The organism is Paenibacillus castaneae, assembly GCF_002884445.1.
In the GTDB taxonomy this organism is placed as follows: domain Bacteria; phylum Bacillota; class Bacilli; order Paenibacillales; family Paenibacillaceae; genus Pristimantibacillus; species Pristimantibacillus castaneae.
In genome coordinates, this window is record NZ_KZ614144.1 from 3814370 (window position 1) to 3830820 (window position 16451).

17 protein-coding genes are annotated in these 16451 nt (G+C 45.8%); 7 read left to right on the forward strand and 10 right to left on the reverse strand.

What is annotated here, in order from left to right; genetic code table 11:
* Positions 1-4: 4 nt before the first annotated feature.
* From CEF13_RS17385 to CEF13_RS17400, 4 genes are all read right to left on the reverse strand, one after another.
* Positions 5-691, reverse strand: a complete 687-nt coding sequence (locus CEF13_RS17385) for a hypothetical protein (protein ID WP_102712402.1) — start codon at positions 689-691, stop codon at positions 5-7.
* Positions 692-835: 144 nt separating this feature from the next.
* Positions 836-1270, reverse strand: coding sequence for a CoA-binding protein (locus tag CEF13_RS17390; protein ID WP_102712404.1), 435 nt, complete (start codon positions 1268-1270; stop codon positions 836-838).
* 54 nt (positions 1271-1324) lie between these two features.
* Positions 1325-2620 carry a 3-phosphoshikimate 1-carboxyvinyltransferase gene (aroA, locus tag CEF13_RS17395; RefSeq protein WP_102712406.1) on the reverse strand — a complete coding sequence of 432 codons (1296 nt, stop codon included), beginning with the start codon at positions 2618-2620 and terminating at the stop codon, positions 1325-1327.
* A gap of 68 nt (positions 2621-2688) precedes the next feature.
* The gene (locus CEF13_RS17400; protein ID WP_102716427.1) at positions 2689-3213 is read right to left on the reverse strand and encodes a shikimate kinase; all 525 of its coding nucleotides are present in this window, start codon (positions 3211-3213) and stop codon (positions 2689-2691) included.
* Positions 3214-3312: 99 nt separating this feature from the next.
* Here CEF13_RS17400 and CEF13_RS17405 point away from each other — a divergent pair, with 99 nt between their 5' ends.
* Entirely contained in the window at positions 3313-3684 is a 372-nt protein-coding gene (locus CEF13_RS17405) for a hypothetical protein (RefSeq protein ID WP_424991948.1), read from the forward strand.
* An 8-nt stretch (positions 3685-3692) separates the two neighbouring features.
* On the opposite strand, the gene gndA is transcribed toward CEF13_RS17405, so the two are convergent.
* The 3 genes from gndA to CEF13_RS17420 form a co-directional block, all read right to left on the reverse strand.
* A complete protein-coding gene (gene gndA / locus CEF13_RS17410; RefSeq protein ID WP_102712410.1) occupies positions 3693-5105 on the reverse strand; it encodes an NADP-dependent phosphogluconate dehydrogenase in 1413 nt (470 codons plus the stop codon).
* Between the two features lie 293 nt (positions 5106-5398).
* Entirely contained in the window at positions 5399-5995 is a 597-nt protein-coding gene (locus CEF13_RS17415; protein WP_102712412.1) for a hypothetical protein, read from the reverse strand.
* A 254-nt stretch (positions 5996-6249) separates the two neighbouring features.
* Complete coding sequence (locus tag CEF13_RS17420) at positions 6250-7953, reverse strand: proline--tRNA ligase (protein ID WP_102712414.1); 1704 nt, start codon at positions 7951-7953, stop codon at positions 6250-6252.
* 74 nt (positions 7954-8027) lie between these two features.
* On the opposite strand from CEF13_RS17420, the gene CEF13_RS29045 reads away from it, so the two are divergent.
* Complete coding sequence (locus CEF13_RS29045; RefSeq protein ID WP_146022727.1) at positions 8028-8207, forward strand: hypothetical protein; 180 nt, start codon at positions 8028-8030, stop codon at positions 8205-8207.
* 107 nt (positions 8208-8314) lie between these two features.
* On the opposite strand, the gene CEF13_RS17425 is transcribed toward CEF13_RS29045, so the two are convergent.
* Genes CEF13_RS17425 through CEF13_RS17435 form a run of 3 tightly spaced genes read right to left on the reverse strand, consistent with a single transcriptional unit; the run spans position 8315 to position 11587 of the window.
* The gene (locus tag CEF13_RS17425) at positions 8315-9469 is read right to left on the reverse strand and encodes an ABC transporter permease (protein WP_102712416.1); all 1155 of its coding nucleotides are present in this window, start codon (positions 9467-9469) and stop codon (positions 8315-8317) included.
* A complete protein-coding gene (locus tag CEF13_RS17430) occupies positions 9462-10631 on the reverse strand; it encodes an ABC transporter permease (RefSeq protein WP_102712418.1) in 1170 nt (389 codons plus the stop codon). The genes CEF13_RS17425 and CEF13_RS17430 overlap by 8 nt, the downstream gene beginning before the upstream one ends.
* A gap of 11 nt (positions 10632-10642) precedes the next feature.
* On the reverse strand, positions 10643-11587 hold the full coding sequence (locus CEF13_RS17435) for an ABC transporter ATP-binding protein (RefSeq protein WP_102712420.1): 945 nt from the start codon (positions 11585-11587) through the stop codon (positions 10643-10645).
* Positions 11588-11785: 198 nt separating this feature from the next.
* Here CEF13_RS17435 and CEF13_RS17440 point away from each other — a divergent pair, with 198 nt between their 5' ends.
* From CEF13_RS17440 to CEF13_RS17460, 5 genes are all read left to right on the forward strand, one after another.
* Positions 11786-12922, forward strand: coding sequence for a sensor histidine kinase (locus CEF13_RS17440; protein WP_166742723.1), 1137 nt, complete (start codon positions 11786-11788; stop codon positions 12920-12922).
* 37 nt (positions 12923-12959) lie between these two features.
* On the forward strand, positions 12960-13607 hold the full coding sequence (locus tag CEF13_RS17445; RefSeq protein ID WP_102712424.1) for a response regulator transcription factor: 648 nt from the start codon (positions 12960-12962) through the stop codon (positions 13605-13607).
* A gap of 26 nt (positions 13608-13633) precedes the next feature.
* On the forward strand, positions 13634-14278 hold the full coding sequence (locus tag CEF13_RS17450; RefSeq protein WP_102712426.1) for a DUF1054 domain-containing protein: 645 nt from the start codon (positions 13634-13636) through the stop codon (positions 14276-14278).
* Between the two features lie 111 nt (positions 14279-14389).
* A complete protein-coding gene (locus CEF13_RS17455; protein ID WP_102712428.1) occupies positions 14390-15151 on the forward strand; it encodes an ABC transporter ATP-binding protein in 762 nt (253 codons plus the stop codon).
* Entirely contained in the window at positions 15148-16167 is a 1020-nt protein-coding gene (locus CEF13_RS17460; RefSeq protein ID WP_102712430.1) for an ABC transporter permease, read from the forward strand. Before CEF13_RS17455 ends, CEF13_RS17460 begins: the two co-directional genes overlap by 4 nt.
* Positions 16168-16451 lie beyond the last annotated feature (284 nt).

A 16451-nucleotide genomic window follows, 5' to 3' on the forward strand; every position in this document is an offset into this window, starting at 1 on the left:
GATGTTAACGATTTCCGCCGGAGTATGCTGCGCTGTTTGCTTGCCAGCCTATTTGAGAAATAACGGGCCCAGCTTGTTGATAAGCATTCGTCGCCTCATATACCGGATGGATGGATGTGTTCGAATGCGTTGGCGTCATGCCGCCATAGTTTTGTTGGCCATACGATTGCGATTGACCGCCATATTGGTTAGCAGATTGGCTATATTGCCCCATTTGCCCCATCGAATGGGATTGGCCGCCATAACCAGATCCTGCTTGTTGTGAATACTGTGTTCCGTAACCAAAATGCGATGCTTGCGGCTGATGATAGTTATGCTGGTTGTCTGGGCCAGCTTGATAGCCAACATGCGCGATTACTGGACCAACGCTGCCAAATGCAGTAGCAGGAGACTGGGCGTAGCTTTGAACCGGTTGATGCGAATTGAATGAATTGTTCGTTCCTACCGGTTGCGAGAAATGGTTATAGCTAGACGGGGTATAGTGCTGCGCGCCTTGGCTGTAAGAATTTGACGCTTGATAACCGCCCGGCGTATTCGAAACAATGGAGTTCGTTTGTCTGCCGAAAGTCGGTTGGCTGAGCTGTCCTTGATAATGCGATTGTACGAAGCCAGTCGGCTCGAATTGATTGCCTTGGTTCAGGAAGCTCTGTTGTCCTTGGTAGTTACCCGGTTGTTGCGACAATTGATTCACGTCGTATCCTCCTTGGATTACAATCATAATGTGTCCTTAAGTCACGATTGCCTGCTCTGCCTTCATTTACGAAATGAAAAGCAAGGCAGGCACTCGAACTCAAAGCCTTCTTATTGTGTTGGAGTGACGCTTTTTTTATAACAGTTATGTTTTGGGTTTTCCGCCAGGAAGCAGGATAGAGTCCTCCACCTTAATACAGCGATCCATTATAACCTGAAGACCGCCGCTAACAGCTATAGCTGCCGCTTCCTCGCTTGCGATCCCCAGCTGCAGCCATAATGTTTTTGCTCCGATTGCGACGGCCTCCTCCGCTACAGGCGGCGTATATTCGCTTCTACGGAACACGTTAACAATATCCACTTGAACGGGGATGTCTTTAAGCGAAGCATAGCTTTTTTGTCCCAGAATGGTATCGGCATTTGGGTTAACAGGAATTATAGTATAGCCTTTCGCCTGCATGGCCTCTGAGACCATATACGAAACCCGATCCGGCTTATCAGATAAACCGACAACCGCAATATTCATACTGTTTTGCAAAATGTCCTTTATTTGCTCACGTGTAGGATTCTCAAATGCCATCATTAACACCTCATTATTTATAATGGGTCCAACAAAAGCCGGAAAGCGCCTGGTTTAACCTTCAATCCATTCAACCTTCGCACCTAATGCTAATAGATGATCGAAGAAAATAGGATATGACTTTGCGACATGATGCGCATCGCGGATGCGAATCGGCTCCTTCGAGCGAAGCCCAACTATAGTTAAAGCCATAATAACTCGGTGATCGTAGTGCGCATTAATTTCAACGCCGCCCTCGACGCCTTCTGGACGACCGTGTACAATAATTTCCGCTTGACGCTCTTCCACGTTTGCGCCTGCTTTGCGCAGCTCATTCAAATAATCGGTTATGCGATCACACTCTTTATAACGCAAGTTTTCTACATTATAGAAACGGGAAGTACCTTCCGCAAATACGGCAGCAGCTACCATAGCCAGAACCGCATCGGTCGCGTGGTCGCCATCGAACTCTACCGCTTTAAGCTTTCGATTGCCTTTAACATGAACGATCCCATTCTCATGCGTAAGCGGAACCTCCATCATTTGGAGAACATCAACGATTGCACGCTCGCCCTGTTTGCTTTTTTCCTCCAAACGATGAACGATAACATCCGATTCCGTTACAGCGGCAGCAGCAAGTATCGCCGCTGATCCCGGATAATCGCCTTGGACGCTATAGGTCTTGGCAGCGTAGCTTTGACCGCCTGGAACGCGGAAACGCATATAATCCTCATCCGCGTGAATAATAATCCCCGCTTGCTCCAGCACTTCCAGCGTCTGGCCAATTACGATCTTCGATTTCAAGTCATGAAGAACTTCAATTTCACTGTCTTCCTGAAGCAATGGCGTCAAAAATAATAATGCGCTCAAAAATTGCGAACTAATATTTCCGGATACTTGAATTTTGCCGCCCTTAGGCGCACCGCCGCGAATTCGAATCGGCAGCTTACCTTCCTGATGTTCAATGTCTACACCCATTGACGTTAAAGATTCGATCAAATCGCTGTGAGGACGTTTGCCTAGCGAATCCGGATAGCTGTTAATAAACGTAACATCCGGGCATAAAGCAGCAATTGCCATGAGAAAGCGCAGCACTGCGCCTGCATTGCCTACATCAAGCTGCTCAACGGGCTTAGGATGACGTCCAAAGCCAGTAATGACAATTTTCTCATCATCCTCTTCTACAATAGCACCCAAATCGCGAATACAACGGCGCATCGCGTCGCTATCCTCACTGTGTGCAGGATAATAAATGGTGCTTGTGCCTTCTGCTAGTGCCGCGACCAGCAAGTAGCGAGTCGTATAATTTTTGGAAGAGAGTGCTTGAAGCTCCCCTTCAAGCCTTGGCGTTGGTGTCACTAAAACGTCCATAGTTAGAATGATCCCCTTTTACATTAAAATATACGCTTCATCCGTCTTAAGACGTCTTCATGCGTCGTTTATTGCTTTGTATTCCATTGTTTCATAATGGATGAAACAACCTCGGATGCCGTCATTGCAGTCGTATCGACTGTAAGATGGGCGAAATCATAAACGTTTTTACGCTGCTCCAGCAAGGCGTTCACTCTTTCTTCTGCATTGCCTTGAAGCAAAGGACGCGCCGTATCGGCATTTACTCTGGCGAGAATTTGCTCTGGGCTTGCCTTCAACGCGACGACAAAACCCTTGCTCAGCATAAGCTGCCGGTTTGTTTCACTTAATACGGCGCCGCCACCGGTTGCAACTACAGCAGGCTCCTCATCAGACAAAATCATATCCAATACTTTCGTTTCAATTAGGCGAAAGCCCGCTTCACCGTCACTTGCAAAGATTTCAGAAATCAATTTCTTCTCGAGTCTTTCAATTTCCTCATCTCCGTCAACGCGCTTCCAGCCAAGCTGTTCCGAGAGCAGCTTGCTCACAGTTGATTTGCCGGTTCCCATAAATCCGATTAGCACTAATTTGTTAGAATATTGCCTTTCCATCGTCACCGTTTCACCCTTTTCATTCATTCCCTACCATTTTTCATCAACATCATATCATTTTTTTGTAAGTCTAGGGTATAAAAAAGCTGCATATGCCGTATGGATGATAAAGATGCTTATTTAAGGATAGGAGTGACATTAGCGATGAACGGTGATCCTCAGTTATCCGCTCTTTACAAATCTCGCCAGCGAATGGATCGTATTCTACATCCCGACCATCCTCTTTGCCGTGAGGATGTAGTCTGGATGCTTGAGTATATTAAAAAAAAGGTGGCTGACGAAGATCCAGCTTTAATGGATCTTTCACAGCCACGTTTAATGCAAAACTTTCATTTCTTTGCCGAAGCAGCCATGTCGCTGGTGCATCGCAGACATTACAGCGATCAAGAAGCCCATCGTCTACGCGAATGGCTGCGGCAGGCTGCTTACGGTCTATACCATCATGCACCCAGCGGAAAGACCGCCGAGTAGACAATTTATTAGGACTGAATCCAGTTGAAGTGGAAGCTTCCTTCTTTGTCCAAGCGTTTGAAAGTGTGAGCGCCGAAATAGTCACGCTGCGCTTGAAGAAGGTTCGCAGGCAAACGTTCTGTACGGTAGCTGTCGAAATAAGCAATCGCGCTTGAGAAAGCAGGTACCGGCACACCGTTCGTCACGGCAATCGAAATCACTTCACGCCATGCGCTTTGGTATGATTCCACGATATTTTGGAAATACGGATCAAGCAAAAGATTGCGCAGGTTTGCATCACGGTCGTATGCATCTTTGATGTTTTGCAGGAAGCGGGCACGGATAATGCAGCCGCCGCGGAAAATCATCGCGATCTCGCCGTAGTTAAGATCCCAGTTAAATTCTTCGGATGCTGCACGCATCTGAGCGAAGCCTTGTGCGTATGAGCAAATTTTACTAGCGAACAACGCTTTGCGCACAGCTTCAATGAATGCTGCTCTGTCGCCTTGGAAAGGAACTTTAGCAGGACCACTAAGCACTTTGCTTGCAGCAACGCGCTCTTCCTTCATTGCAGACAAGAAGCGTGTAAATACGGATTCTGTAATAATGGAGAGCGGTACGCCAAGATCAAGCGAGCTTTGGCTAGTCCATTTACCAGTACCCTTCTGACCAGCGGAATCAAGAATGACGTCCACCATAGGCTTGCCTGTTTCTGGATCATATTTCGAGAAAATATCTCTTGTGATTTCGATTAAGTAGCTGTCCAGCTCGCCCTTGTTCCACTCGGAGAAAATTTCATGAAGCTCCTCAACGCTTACATCTAGTACATTTTTGAGCAGGTCATATGCTTCGCAAATAAGCTGCATGTCACCATATTCAATTCCGTTATGTACCATTTTCACATAATGACCGGCACCGTCTGGTCCGATATATGTACAGCAAGCGTCGTCGCCAACTTTTGCAGAAATCGCAGTCAGAATCGGTTCAACCAGCTCGTAAGCGGATTTCTGACCGCCAGGCATAATGGAAGGTCCTTTCAAAGCGCCTTCTTCGCCGCCTGATACGCCAGTACCAATGAAACGGAAGCCCTTTGCTTCCAAGTCTTTGCTGCGGCGCACTGTGTCAGGGAAATATGCGTTTCCGCCGTCAATGATGATGTCGCCTTCTGTCAAATGCGGAACGAGTGAATCGATCGTTGCATCTGTTCCAGCTCCAGCTTGAACCATGATTAGAATTTTGCGCGGCACTTCAAGTGATTGTACAAATTGTTCAATTGTATATGTCGGAACTAGATTTTTACCGGATGCTTCTTGAATTAGATCATCCGTTTTCTCGCGGGAACGGTTGAACACCGATACCGTAAAACCTCTGCTCTCAATATTAAGGGCCAAATTTTTGCCCATTACTGCTAATCCGATAACACCAATTTGCTGTTTTGACATCTGGTTCGTCCATCCTTCATCATCTATTTTGGGTCACAATAGTTTCATTTTACTCTTTTTAAACCGATAAGAAAACTATTTGCATGGAAAATTGTCGTGATTCCACATTAGAAATATTGACCCCTTTAAAAAGTTTACCTTATATAACACGGAAAAGCCAAACCTATTATGCATCGTTGTGCTGAATTTCGCTTCTGCAAGCATAGTATCGCAACATAAAAACGATCAATGTCTGCGGCTTCCTCACAGCATTAGATCGTTTTATGTTTGAATATACGAACAGCCATTTATCATCAGAGCTCCAGTTGTAGCATTTCCGTGCGTAATGCCATTAGACGTTCTTTCGATTCTGCAATCGCTTCCTCATTGCTTCCTTGCATTGCGTCGAAAAGCATTGACAGCTCATAATCAAGTTCATAACGCAGGACGATTGCCCGTTCTTCCGCTCGCTTGGATTGAAAAGCTTTAATCATATCTTCAATTGTAACGAAAGGCTTCTTCTGATAAATAATCCGATGTTCCATACCGGACACCTCCACGAGTCGTATAATCTCACCGAACATAATACTCTCAATGACGATTTGACGATCTTTAATGCGCTTTACAACCGCATGTCCACGTGTGTCATTAATCAGTTTCTCAATCAATTCCGAAAGCTTCTCGTCTTTGATAATATAATCGCCGACAATTTTGTAGCGGTTTTTCATGCGTTGGAATTGAAGCTTGACGAGTTTGCGGCCCGTTCGGATGGACACGAGAAACTGCCCCTCTGTCTCGCTCCAATACAAGGAGTACCCTTCCTGAATAAGATCGCGGATGAGATTTTGGATTTGCCGCCGGTCAAATCGCAGCTCCAAATTGCAATATTCGACTTCATGGCTTTTGTTCACGGCAATCCCTCCCTTGCTTCAGAATAGTGGATAGTTGACGAAATCTTCTGATAATTTGTTCTTAGTTTTATCTTATACTCCATCTTATGTTATGGCAACTTGGATTATTGACTAATTTTATGCTTTCAAATGATTAATTGAAAAAAAGGGCGCTGCTGTCTCCATTCGGAACAGCATGCGCCCTATTGTCATCGATTATTATATAGGCGTTAATGGACTTTTATAATTTTGCTAGCCTCATAGCATATAATGTACTATTTTTCACACGCTTTGGCGACTGCTTCATCTATGCTTATTGTAAGTGCTTGCGCATCATTTCTATACTTTAGTTCTACTTTGCCATCCGCCGCATGCTTCCCTACGACGATGCGGATCGGAATGCCGATTAGATCGGAATCCTTGAATTTCACACCCGGACGCTCGTCTCGATCATCCAGCAAGGCTTCAATGCCGGCCTCTTGCAGGCGCGCCTCGATATGCGCCGCTACATCCATTTGTACCTGATCTTTGGCAGAAACCGGTACAATATGCACCTGATAAGGCGCAATTGACTTCGGCCATACGATTCCATTCTCATCCGAATGCTGTTCCAGCACGGCAGAGAGCAAGCGCGAAACGCCGATACCGTAGCAGCCCATTATAAGGGGCTGTTCTGAACCTGCGGCATTCAGAAATTTCGCATGCAAGGCTTCGCTGTATTTAGTGCCTAATTTAAACACATGTCCAACTTCAATTCCTCTATGAAACGTTAAACGTCCTTCCTCACAGCGCGGGCAATGATCTCCTGCTTCAGCATTGCGATAATCACCAGTATGTGCATGAGTCAAATGAACAAGAGGCTTCACATTTCCTATATGGTAGTCCCGCTCATTGGCGCCGGCTATAGCCGATTCCATTGCCATGACTGCATGATCCGCCAAAACGGGAATTGGAAGTCCTATTGGTCCAGCAAATCCTGTTGGAGCATTGGTTACCCGCTCCGTCGTATCCTGATCTGCGAGTTCCAGCGTGACAGCAGACAGGGCATTTTTGACCTTTATTTCATTCACCTCATGGTCACCTCTAACCATAACGGCAACAGGGCTGCCATCGGCGACATAAATCAACGTTTTTATGAACCGATCTGCTTCTAAGCTGAAAGCTTCAACCAACTGCTCAATTTTCTTAATATTTGGCGTATGCAATCGCTGCAGACCCTCTTTCTCCTGCTCTTGCTTGCTGGTTACAGTCTGCTCCATACGGTATTCGGCGCGTTCCAGATTAGCCGCATAATCACAGCAGCTGCATGCAGCAATGGTATCCTCTCCGATCTCGGCAAGCGCCATAAACTCATGTGTTCCGCCCTCGCCTCCAATCGAACCGCTATCCGCTTCAACGGCGCGATAACGTAGGGCGCACCGAGTGAAAATCCGATTATATGCCTCATACATATTCATATAGCTCCGGTGCAGTCCCTCCCAGTCCTCGTCGAAGGAATAGGCATCCTTCATTAGAAATTCCCTGCCGCGCAGCAGTCCGTACCTTGGTCGCTTCTCATCGCGGAATTTCGTTTGAATTTGGTACAGCGTTAAGGGCAGCTGACGATAGGAGCTCACCTCTCCGCGTACGAGAGCGGTAATTACCTCTTCATGCGTCGGGCCGAGTGCAAACTCTCGCTGATGACGATCACGTAACCGTACAAGCTCAGGCCCGTATACCTCATAACGGCCTGATTGCTGCCATAGCTCCGCAGGCTGCATAGCGGGCATCAATACCTCTTGCGCCCCTGCATGATCCATCTCTTCACGCACGATTTGTTCAAGCTTCCTCAGCACGCGTCGGCCAAGCGGCAAATACGTATAAATACCAGCAGCAAGCTGTCTGATTAGACCAGCGCGCAGCATGAGCTGATGGCTGGCCGCCTCAGCTTCAGATGGCGCCTCGCGCAGTGTAGGCATTAATAATTGACTTTGTCTCATTTCACATTCTCCCTGCTCGTCATATTTCCGAATAAAAAACAAAAAGAACGCATTCGTAAGGGACGAATGCGTTCGTGGTACCACCCTCAATTAGCCGCAAGGAAGCAATACGGCTCTCAATGAATAACGGAATAGAAATTCCGGCAGAGGTTCATTGGACAATGTACCCTGCAGCTCGCAAGATAGGAATTATTCAATCATTTATAGAAGCCTTGCAGCCTGCGGGCTTCCTCTCTGTTATAAATGTGTTGTGAATAACATAGTCTTGGTCAACGCAATTGATATGTCGTTAAGTTTTCACAAACTTATAATATAATGCTCCCAAAGTCAAGATCGAATGCTTACTGAATAACGGATTACATTAATGCGTTTGATTAGGCTTCAATACAGCAGAACCGAAAGCGATCAATACGGCTGCAAATAATAATAAAATCAAAAGCTGCAGCTTGATATCACTAATTGTACCATCGGCGCCTAAACGATCGATTGCTTGAATCGCCCATTTCTGCGGAGTAAAGTTAGCAAGCTTTTGTATGAAATCAGGCAGCATGGATAGCGGGAAGAAACAACCGCTTATCAAACAGCTCGGCGTAATAATAATATTATTAAGATTAGACAAATGCGCACTATTTCTCACAAGACCTGCAGCTGCCGAAGCTAGCCCTACCGCTGCGAATAAGAAGCATTCCAGTACGAGCAGCATCGAGCCGAATGATGTTCCGGGTGAATAACCAAATACGAAAAACGTCATGCTTAAAACGATAATGAGCTGCAGGGTGCCTACGAGCAAACTGCCGATAAAGTTGCCCAAGGCTATGTCTATGGCCCGGAGCGGCGCCGTAAACATTCTTGCCATCGTTCGATGCTCTCGATCCTCCATGACAAAGCCGATAGACTGACTGACCAGCAGCATAACAAACATAAGAATAAGTCCAATCATCATCGGATTAGAAACGATTTTCCCGAGCTTCATGCCGACATTCTCGGCAGTTGCTTTCGGAATCGCTTGTGCATCAAGCAATGCATGAAGCTTCCTTACATCCATTTCACCGCCATTCCCAGCTGAACGCGCAAGCTCTGCAGTGGATGCCAGCTTATTCGCTTCCGTCATAAGCAAGGTAGCCAGCGATGCATTCCATAGTTGTTCATTCTTCCGGTAAAGTACAGCTTTCGATTGCTCACCTGCCAGAAGTGCCGAAGTGAAATCGGATGAAATATAAACCGCTGCATCCGCTTCACCGTTAAGGACTGCCGCCTTCAACGCCTGCTCCGAGAAAGCAGGGTCCAATCTCACGTCATATAAGCTTTCTTTGGTCATTGAAGCTGCTAGATAGGAGCCTAAATCGCCTTTATCTGCATTGCTTACTAGAATCACAGCTCTTTTGTCCTGCATATTAGAGAATAGTCCAGCCATAATGGACAAAATAATCGTTGGTAGTAAGACATTCATAATCAGTCCGCGACGCGAGCCCATCGTCCTGCGAATCAAATGAAGGGCAATATGCAAGCTAGCCATGCTGCTTCACCACCTTTGGCAGTCTTATAATACCGATTATAGTAAGAATAATGGAGATCAATGCTAACATACCGATATTATTCCATATAGCTAATGAGTCATTCCCGCTCATAATCGCACGCAGACCGGAATTCGCCCAGTAATTTATCGTCCATTTACTTACATCCCCAATCATGCTTTCTATGCCGGCAATCATCCCTCCGCTGAGAAAGGTCATCGTGAATATGAGTATAGAAAATAAGGTTTGTGTCGTTTTACTAGTTCCTGCAAAGGATGCAATCGTGATTGCGAGTCCAACACCAGCCGCTACTGTCAGTAAGCAAATCAACATGATCCAGCCAAAATGTCTGCCCCATTCAACGCCATAAACGGAAGCTGTAAATGCAATGATAATGATTGCCTGCAGCGCTGCCAGCAGAACTGACCCTACAATTATTCCGAAAACAGAAATCCGAAATGATACTGGTATAGCATAGAGTCGCTGCAGTGTTCCGTTCTCCTTCTGATCGAGCAGCGCCAAAGCAGCTGACATTCCGCCATATAAAAGAAACATAATCAAATATGCGACTGAATAATATTGCATCGAAGTAGCCTTGCCGAATACTTGGTTGTCGCCAGCATCAAGTGTTCCAATAGTAAGGAATGACTCTCCTGACACCATTGCTGAACCGCTCTTCTCGTTTACAGGCTTATAATTTGGACCAAATGTTGCGACTGCAGCCAGATTTAAATTTACATTGGCCATATATCTGTCAACTACTGCTTCTGCAACCATATTTTTCTCCCCATAACGTCCCGAGAACGTATGCCATTTCGCCATTTCACCGGCAAGCAGCTTCTCGGAGAAGCTTTCTGGAACGTAGATACCGTAATCCGCTATTCCTTCACTCACCCAATCCTGGACTTCCTTCTCGGAGTCTGCCACTAGAACATGAATATACGGCGTTATTGCCTCATCCTTCCAGAACAAGTCTATACTCTCTCTCATTTGACCCCGATCCGCCACATGCAATGCCACCTTAGCTGGCTTAATATGCGTATCGAATGCGCTGCCCAGCAGTAAGATCAACACTAAGGGCAAAGCAATCAAAATAATGAGTACGGAACGCATTCGACTATATTTGATCAGCTCATAACAAGCTGTCGTCCACCATAAACGCATCGTCAGCCCTCCTATTCATCACGCAATGTGCGTCCGGTCATTTGTAAAAACAGCGACTCTAAATTGGGCTCCACCCGAGTCAGCTTGCGAAGATTAATTCCGTGCTTCTGAACAATAAATAATAAATCCTGCAATATAGATGATGATTCCTTCACTGTAATTTCCAAAACCGTTCCGTTCTTATCCACATCCACATGCTTTACGCCCGGATGCTCCTGCATTTCCAGTAAAGCCGGCTCTATTGCTCGATCAATTTCGAATATAAGCTTCTCCGCTTGGCCAGATTGGCGCTTCAGCTCATCTTTCGTGCCGCAGGCAATAAGCTTGCCTTGATCCAAAATACCGATTCTTGAGCAAATGGCTTCAATCTCTTCCATATAATGACTTGTATAGATAACAGTTGATCCTAATCGATTCAATTCTCTCACTGACTCCAAAATATGATTACGCGACTGCGGGTCTATGCCCACTGTAGGCTCATCCATGATGATCAGCTTCGGCCGATGCATAATGGCGCATGCAATGTTAAGCCGGCGCTTCATTCCGCCTGAGAATGTGAGCGGCTTATCCTTCGCCCGATCCAGCAGACCAACAAATCGCAGCGCTTCATCCACCCGATCACGCAGCAGCTGTCCTCTAAGACCATAAAGCTTAGCAAAAAAGGTAACGTTCTCTCGTGCTGTCAAGGCTTCGTAAATAGCTAACTCCTGAGGAACAAGACCGATTCTCTTCTTCACTTCCAGCGGCTGTTTGCGGATCGAGAAGCCGTCCACTAATATATCCCCGCCGCTGGGCTCAAGCAAGCCTGAAAGCATATGAATGGTTGTGCTCTTGCCGGCACCGTTCGGGCCGAGCAATCCGAACACTTCGCCCGCCTCGATATTGAAGGTAAGATGATTGACAGTAAGCGCCGTATCGTATTTTTTGACAACTTCTCGGAATGCTACGAGACTCATTGGTTGGACATCCTTTCGGCTTGTTATTGTTTATTTAATTGTAATAAAAAATCAGCAGCTCATCAGGTCTACAAAGTCACCTTTGAACGGTGACATAAGTCATATCATTGTTATTTAGAATGATTATAATTTAGCTCATCCAATTCACACTGCTATGCTATAATGAAACAAATTCTAATGAGGGAGCTATGTTCCTGCATGAATAAATTGCTATACCGCATTCGAATTCTGCTAGTAGCCGTACCGGCCGTCATAAGCATGAACAACATCGATGCAGGATCATACGCTACTTATACAGCCCTTGTATTGCTCGCTCTTCTTCTTATTAAAGCAGGCAGACTGCTTCCGCAGCTGGCTAATCTGTTCTTATTAGCCGAACTCATCGGATTTGGAGCGCTTTCTTATCTATATGGAGGCGTCTTATTTTTACTGATTTTCTCCACATTAATTGCGGCATTCCGCAGCAAACCTGCACCATACGTATGCGCAGGCTGGACTATTGCCGGATTGGCTGTGCTTTATATCGTCCTGAGCAGCAGCGGTAGAAATTATGAATTGATTATTGCTGTGCTCCTGCTGTGGGCTGCGATAGCGGCAATCCTCTATACAGCCAATGAATTTGAGGATAAGCGGCACAAAGTAGAAGATTTATATGAAGCACTGGCACTAAGTCATGAGCAATTAGATTCCGCAAGACTTCGAATGCTTGAATATGCATCTCAGGTTGAGCATTACGCGCAAGTCGAGGAACGAAATCGGATAGCCAAAGATATTCATGACGATCTCGGCCATCGACTCATTCGTGTGAAGATGATGTCAGAGGCTGCTCTGCACCTATTCGAGTCGGATACGATGCGCTCTCGCGCAATGGTTGCTCAAATACGCGATCAGCTGCAGGATAGCATGGAGCGAATGCGCCGCACCGTTCGCAAGCTTACTGCGGAAGATGTCAGTGATGTGAGACGTTACGCATTAGACCGTCTGGTAGAAGAGTCAGTGGATGCTTTAGGAATAGCTGTAAGCTTTGAGGTTGGCGGCTTTCCCCGCCCTATGTATCCAAGCATGGAACTCAGTTTGTTCAAAAATGCCCAAGAAGCTATCACCAATGCTGTCCGCCATGGAAACGCTACTGCCGTATCCGTCAGGCTGCAATTTCAGTCTAATTTCGTTGCATTAACGGTGTCCAATAATGGCAGCCTGCCGACCGAGCCTATTGAAGCCGGTCTAGGCTTGCGAGGCATGAAAGAAAGAATAGCACTAATAGGCGGTCGCCTTGAATGGCAGCAGTCTGAGCAATTTTCCATTACTACGATTTTGCCGCTCCTTGGCGAATAGCTTCTAACTTGGTACATTTAATTGGAGGAATCACGTTATGATTAACGTATTGATCGTGGACGATGATCCATTTATTCGTGAAAGCATGCACGTAATCTTGGAGCTGGACAGTGATTTGCATGTAGCCGGTGTTTGCGGGAATGGCCTAGAAGCAGCTGAATTTGTTCGACAGCAGTCTGTCGACGTTGTGGTTATGGACATCCGGATGCCTGTTTGTGACGGCGTGGAGGGCACGAAGCTGCTGCGAGCGCTTGATGCTCCGCCATCCGTATTGATCTTAACGACCTTTGACGATGACGAATATATTGCGCAGGCAATTCGTAACGGAGCGAACGGCTATTTGCTCAAGAATGTTCCCCCTAGCCGAATCATAAGCGGTATCAAGACCGTACACGAGGGTTCGATGCTCATTCATCCTGATATTGCCCGCAAGCTGGCCGATATGCTTGAACCTTCTCGCGGGGATAAAGATTTAAACAAGACAATAACAATGGCCGGGCTTACACAAGCTGAAAGCCAAATTGTTCGTCATATCGCTGATGGTAAATCCAACAAAGAAATTGCAGCCTCATTATTTTTAAGCGAGGGAACGATCAAAAACTATATTACGGAAATACTGCATAAGCTGGAGCTCCGTGATCGAACGCAAATCGCTATTTTTTATTTGAAATTATTGCATCAATAATTGTTAAACAGGGAGCGACAACAGCAATGACTTTACAGACTACTACAGATTTGCAAGGCTTTACACAAACAGACTTTGATGTTTTCCAGCTGCAAGGGCTAGAGGAAAGAATGGCAGCCATACAAAATCAAATTCAACCTAAATTTCGTGCAATCGGGGAACAGCTGAGCGTAGATGTCGCCGTCCATGCAGGCAATGAAATGTATTTGCATGTTGCCAGACATGCCCGCCGCAAAGTAAATCCGCCGAAAGACACATGGTTGGCGATTTGCAGCAATAAACGCGGCTACAAAGCTCATCCCCATTTCCAGCTCGGCTTATTTGATGATCATTTATTTCTTTGGCTGGCGCTTATTTACGAAGTTCCTAATAAATCGAATATTGCTAGAGCCTTCTTAAACCAAATGGAACAAGTTATCGCAACAGTACCGAAAGATTATGTGCTCTCATTGGATCATATGAAGAAAGAATCCACCGTTGTCGGCGATATGTCGAAGCAGGATTGGAACGACGTGCTTGTCCGCTTCCGCGATGTCCAGAAAGCAGAGCTGCTGATTGGCCGACATATCAAAGCTGACGACGCGCTCCTGCGTGACGGCAATAAACTTCTGACATTCGCATCCAGCACATATGAAACATTAATGCCGCTCTATCGAATGGCAAATTTATAACATTTCTGAGGCTGTGCTCAAGGGGCTTTTCATTCTTTTGATCACAGCCTTTTCTTAGAAATGATTGCGGCAGCGCAGCCATATGCTAATAACTAAGGAGTGTGAGAATCGATGTCCACAAACGTACATAATTCGAATCCTGAAATAGCAGCTGTAGATTTAAAAGATATTTCGCGTACCTTTCATTCTCGAACGGTGCTGAGCAATATATCGCTTTCCATCCCACGGGGTGAGTTATTTGGTCTTCTGGGTCCATCCGGTTCCGGCAAAACGACCCTAATTAAAATAATGACAGGTATCGATCGTTCAGATGCGGGTTCCGTTCATATGCTGGGTGTCCCCATGCCCCAGCTTAGTATGCTTCAGAGCTTTGGGTACATGGCCCAATCGGATGCTTTGTATAACGAATTAACTGGCAAACAAAATTTATCTTTTTTTGGAGCGATGTTCGGTTTAAAAGGAGCCCTGCTCAAAGAGCGCATTCAAATGGCAACTGACTTAGTTGATCTTTCCCAGCATTTACACAGAGGAGTTTCTACTTACTCAGGAGGCATGAAACGACGTTTGTCTCTCGCGATAGCGTTGCTTCACGAGCCTAAGCTGCTTATTTTAGACGAGCCTACCATCGGGATTGATCCCGTTCTGCGCAAATCCATTTGGATGGAATTAACCGCATTAAGTAAACAAGGCGTGACGATTATCGTCACTACACATGCGATGGACGAAGCGATGAAATGTGATCGATTAGGACTGATCCGTGATGGCAAGCTTATTGCGGTCAACACACCGCAGGCAATAATCGAGTCAGCCGGCTGCAGCACTCTTGAAGATGCCTTTATCGCTTTAGGACAAAAAGGAGGTGCGGAACAATGAGAATACGTGCGCTGGCAATCCGAATCATTAGGCAATTCCTACGGGACAAACGAACGCTTGCCTTATTATTTCTAGCACCGCTGCTTATTTTAAGCTTGATGAAGCTCGTATTTGCCGGACAATCGGTTTCTCCTGCAATTGGAATAATCGATATTCCTCCCTCTCTTGCAAGTAAATTCGAAGGCACAAATGCCACGATAACTGATTATAAAACAAATGAAAGCGCTTATTCGGCGCTGGAAGAAGGCAAGCTGGACGCCATCCTGCAATTTACAGGAGATACTCCTGAGCTGCTTCTGGAAGGCAGCGATCCTTCGATCAACAAAGCTGTTCTGCTGTTCCTGCAAAGCTCTTTGCAAACAGGAAACAGTGGTATAGCATTAAGCATCCATTATTTGCATGGCGGTCCTGATATGGCGCCCTTCGATTCATTTGGTCCCGTGCTGATTGGATTCTTTTCTTTCTTCTTTGTATTCATTCTTGCCGGCGTTTCCTTTCTGCGGGAGAGAACTAGCGGTACTCTTGAACGTTTGCTCACTACTCCGATTCGCCGTTCTGAGGTTGTACTTGGCTACCTCACCGGATTTGGCATATTCACGCTTCTGCAAGCTACTTTAATCGCATGGTTCTCAGTAGATGTGCTGGGACTATATATGGTTGGTAACATAGGCAGCATTTTGCTTATTAATTTGCTCCTATCCTTAACGGCATTAACACTCGGCACCCTGCTCTCCTCGTTTGCGAGCAGTGAATTTCAGATCATACAATTCATTCCAATCGTAATTGTACCGCAAGCGTTTTTTTCCGGCTTATTTAATTTAGATGCTATGAATCCATGGTTGCAGAAGCTGAGCTATATAATGCCGCTCAAATATGGGGCTGATGCGATGAAGGGGATCATGATAAGGGGCGAGGGCTGGAATGATTACCAATTAGATGTTTATGTATTGGTCGGCTTTTCACTCGTGTTTGCGATTTTGAATGTCCTTGCGCTCAAGAAGCATCGGAGTATGTAACCATGCGTTCTATAGGCTGAGCCAAAAGAAACAGGCTGCTTATTTTTGCCTTTTCGAAATAGAGCTAATTTCTAGCTCTATTTCGTCCGATGTAACCCAATTTTGTGGATTAGAGCTAGTTTCTAGCTCTATTCTGCTCAACATCAGGCGTATGAGCTCATTTTCACCATTTCCCCTAGGAATAGAGCTAGTTTCTAGCTCTATTTCGTCCGAAGTAACCCAATTTTGTGGAATAGAGCTAGTTTCTAGCTCTATTCTGCTCAGCCTTTAAAAGGAGGCCATCC

Bases quoted from the DNA above. Each gene is read 5' to 3' on its own strand.
- CEF13_RS17390 (WP_102712404.1), bottom strand. From the start codon at position 1,270: ATGGCATTTGAGAATCCTACACGTGAGCAAATAAAGGACATTTTGCAA.
- aroA (WP_102712406.1), bottom strand. From the start codon at position 2,620: ATGGACGTTTTAGTGACACCAACGCCAAGGCTTGAAGGGGAGCTTCAA.
- CEF13_RS17400 (WP_102716427.1), bottom strand. From the start codon at position 3,213: ATGGAAAGGCAATATTCTAACAAATTAGTGCTAATCGGATTTATGGGA.
- CEF13_RS17405 (WP_424991948.1), top strand. From the start codon at position 3,313: ATGGATGATAAAGATGCTTATTTAAGGATAGGAGTGACATTAGCGATG.
- gndA (WP_102712410.1), bottom strand. From the start codon at position 5,105: ATGTCAAAACAGCAAATTGGTGTTATCGGATTAGCAGTAATGGGCAAA.
- CEF13_RS17420 (WP_102712414.1), bottom strand. From the start codon at position 7,953: ATGAGACAAAGTCAATTATTAATGCCTACACTGCGCGAGGCGCCATCT.
- CEF13_RS17425 (WP_102712416.1), bottom strand. From the start codon at position 9,469: ATGGCTAGCTTGCATATTGCCCTTCATTTGATTCGCAGGACGATGGGC.
- CEF13_RS17430 (WP_102712418.1), bottom strand. From the start codon at position 10,631: ATGCGTTTATGGTGGACGACAGCTTGTTATGAGCTGATCAAATATAGT.
- CEF13_RS17435 (WP_102712420.1), bottom strand. From the start codon at position 11,587: ATGAGTCTCGTAGCATTCCGAGAAGTTGTCAAAAAATACGATACGGCG.
- CEF13_RS17440 (WP_166742723.1), top strand. From the start codon at position 11,786: ATGAATAAATTGCTATACCGCATTCGAATTCTGCTAGTAGCCGTACCG.
- CEF13_RS17445 (WP_102712424.1), top strand. From the start codon at position 12,960: ATGATTAACGTATTGATCGTGGACGATGATCCATTTATTCGTGAAAGC.
- CEF13_RS17450 (WP_102712426.1), top strand. From the start codon at position 13,634: ATGACTTTACAGACTACTACAGATTTGCAAGGCTTTACACAAACAGAC.
- CEF13_RS17455 (WP_102712428.1), top strand. From the start codon at position 14,390: ATGTCCACAAACGTACATAATTCGAATCCTGAAATAGCAGCTGTAGAT.
- CEF13_RS17460 (WP_102712430.1), top strand. From the start codon at position 15,148: ATGAGAATACGTGCGCTGGCAATCCGAATCATTAGGCAATTCCTACGG.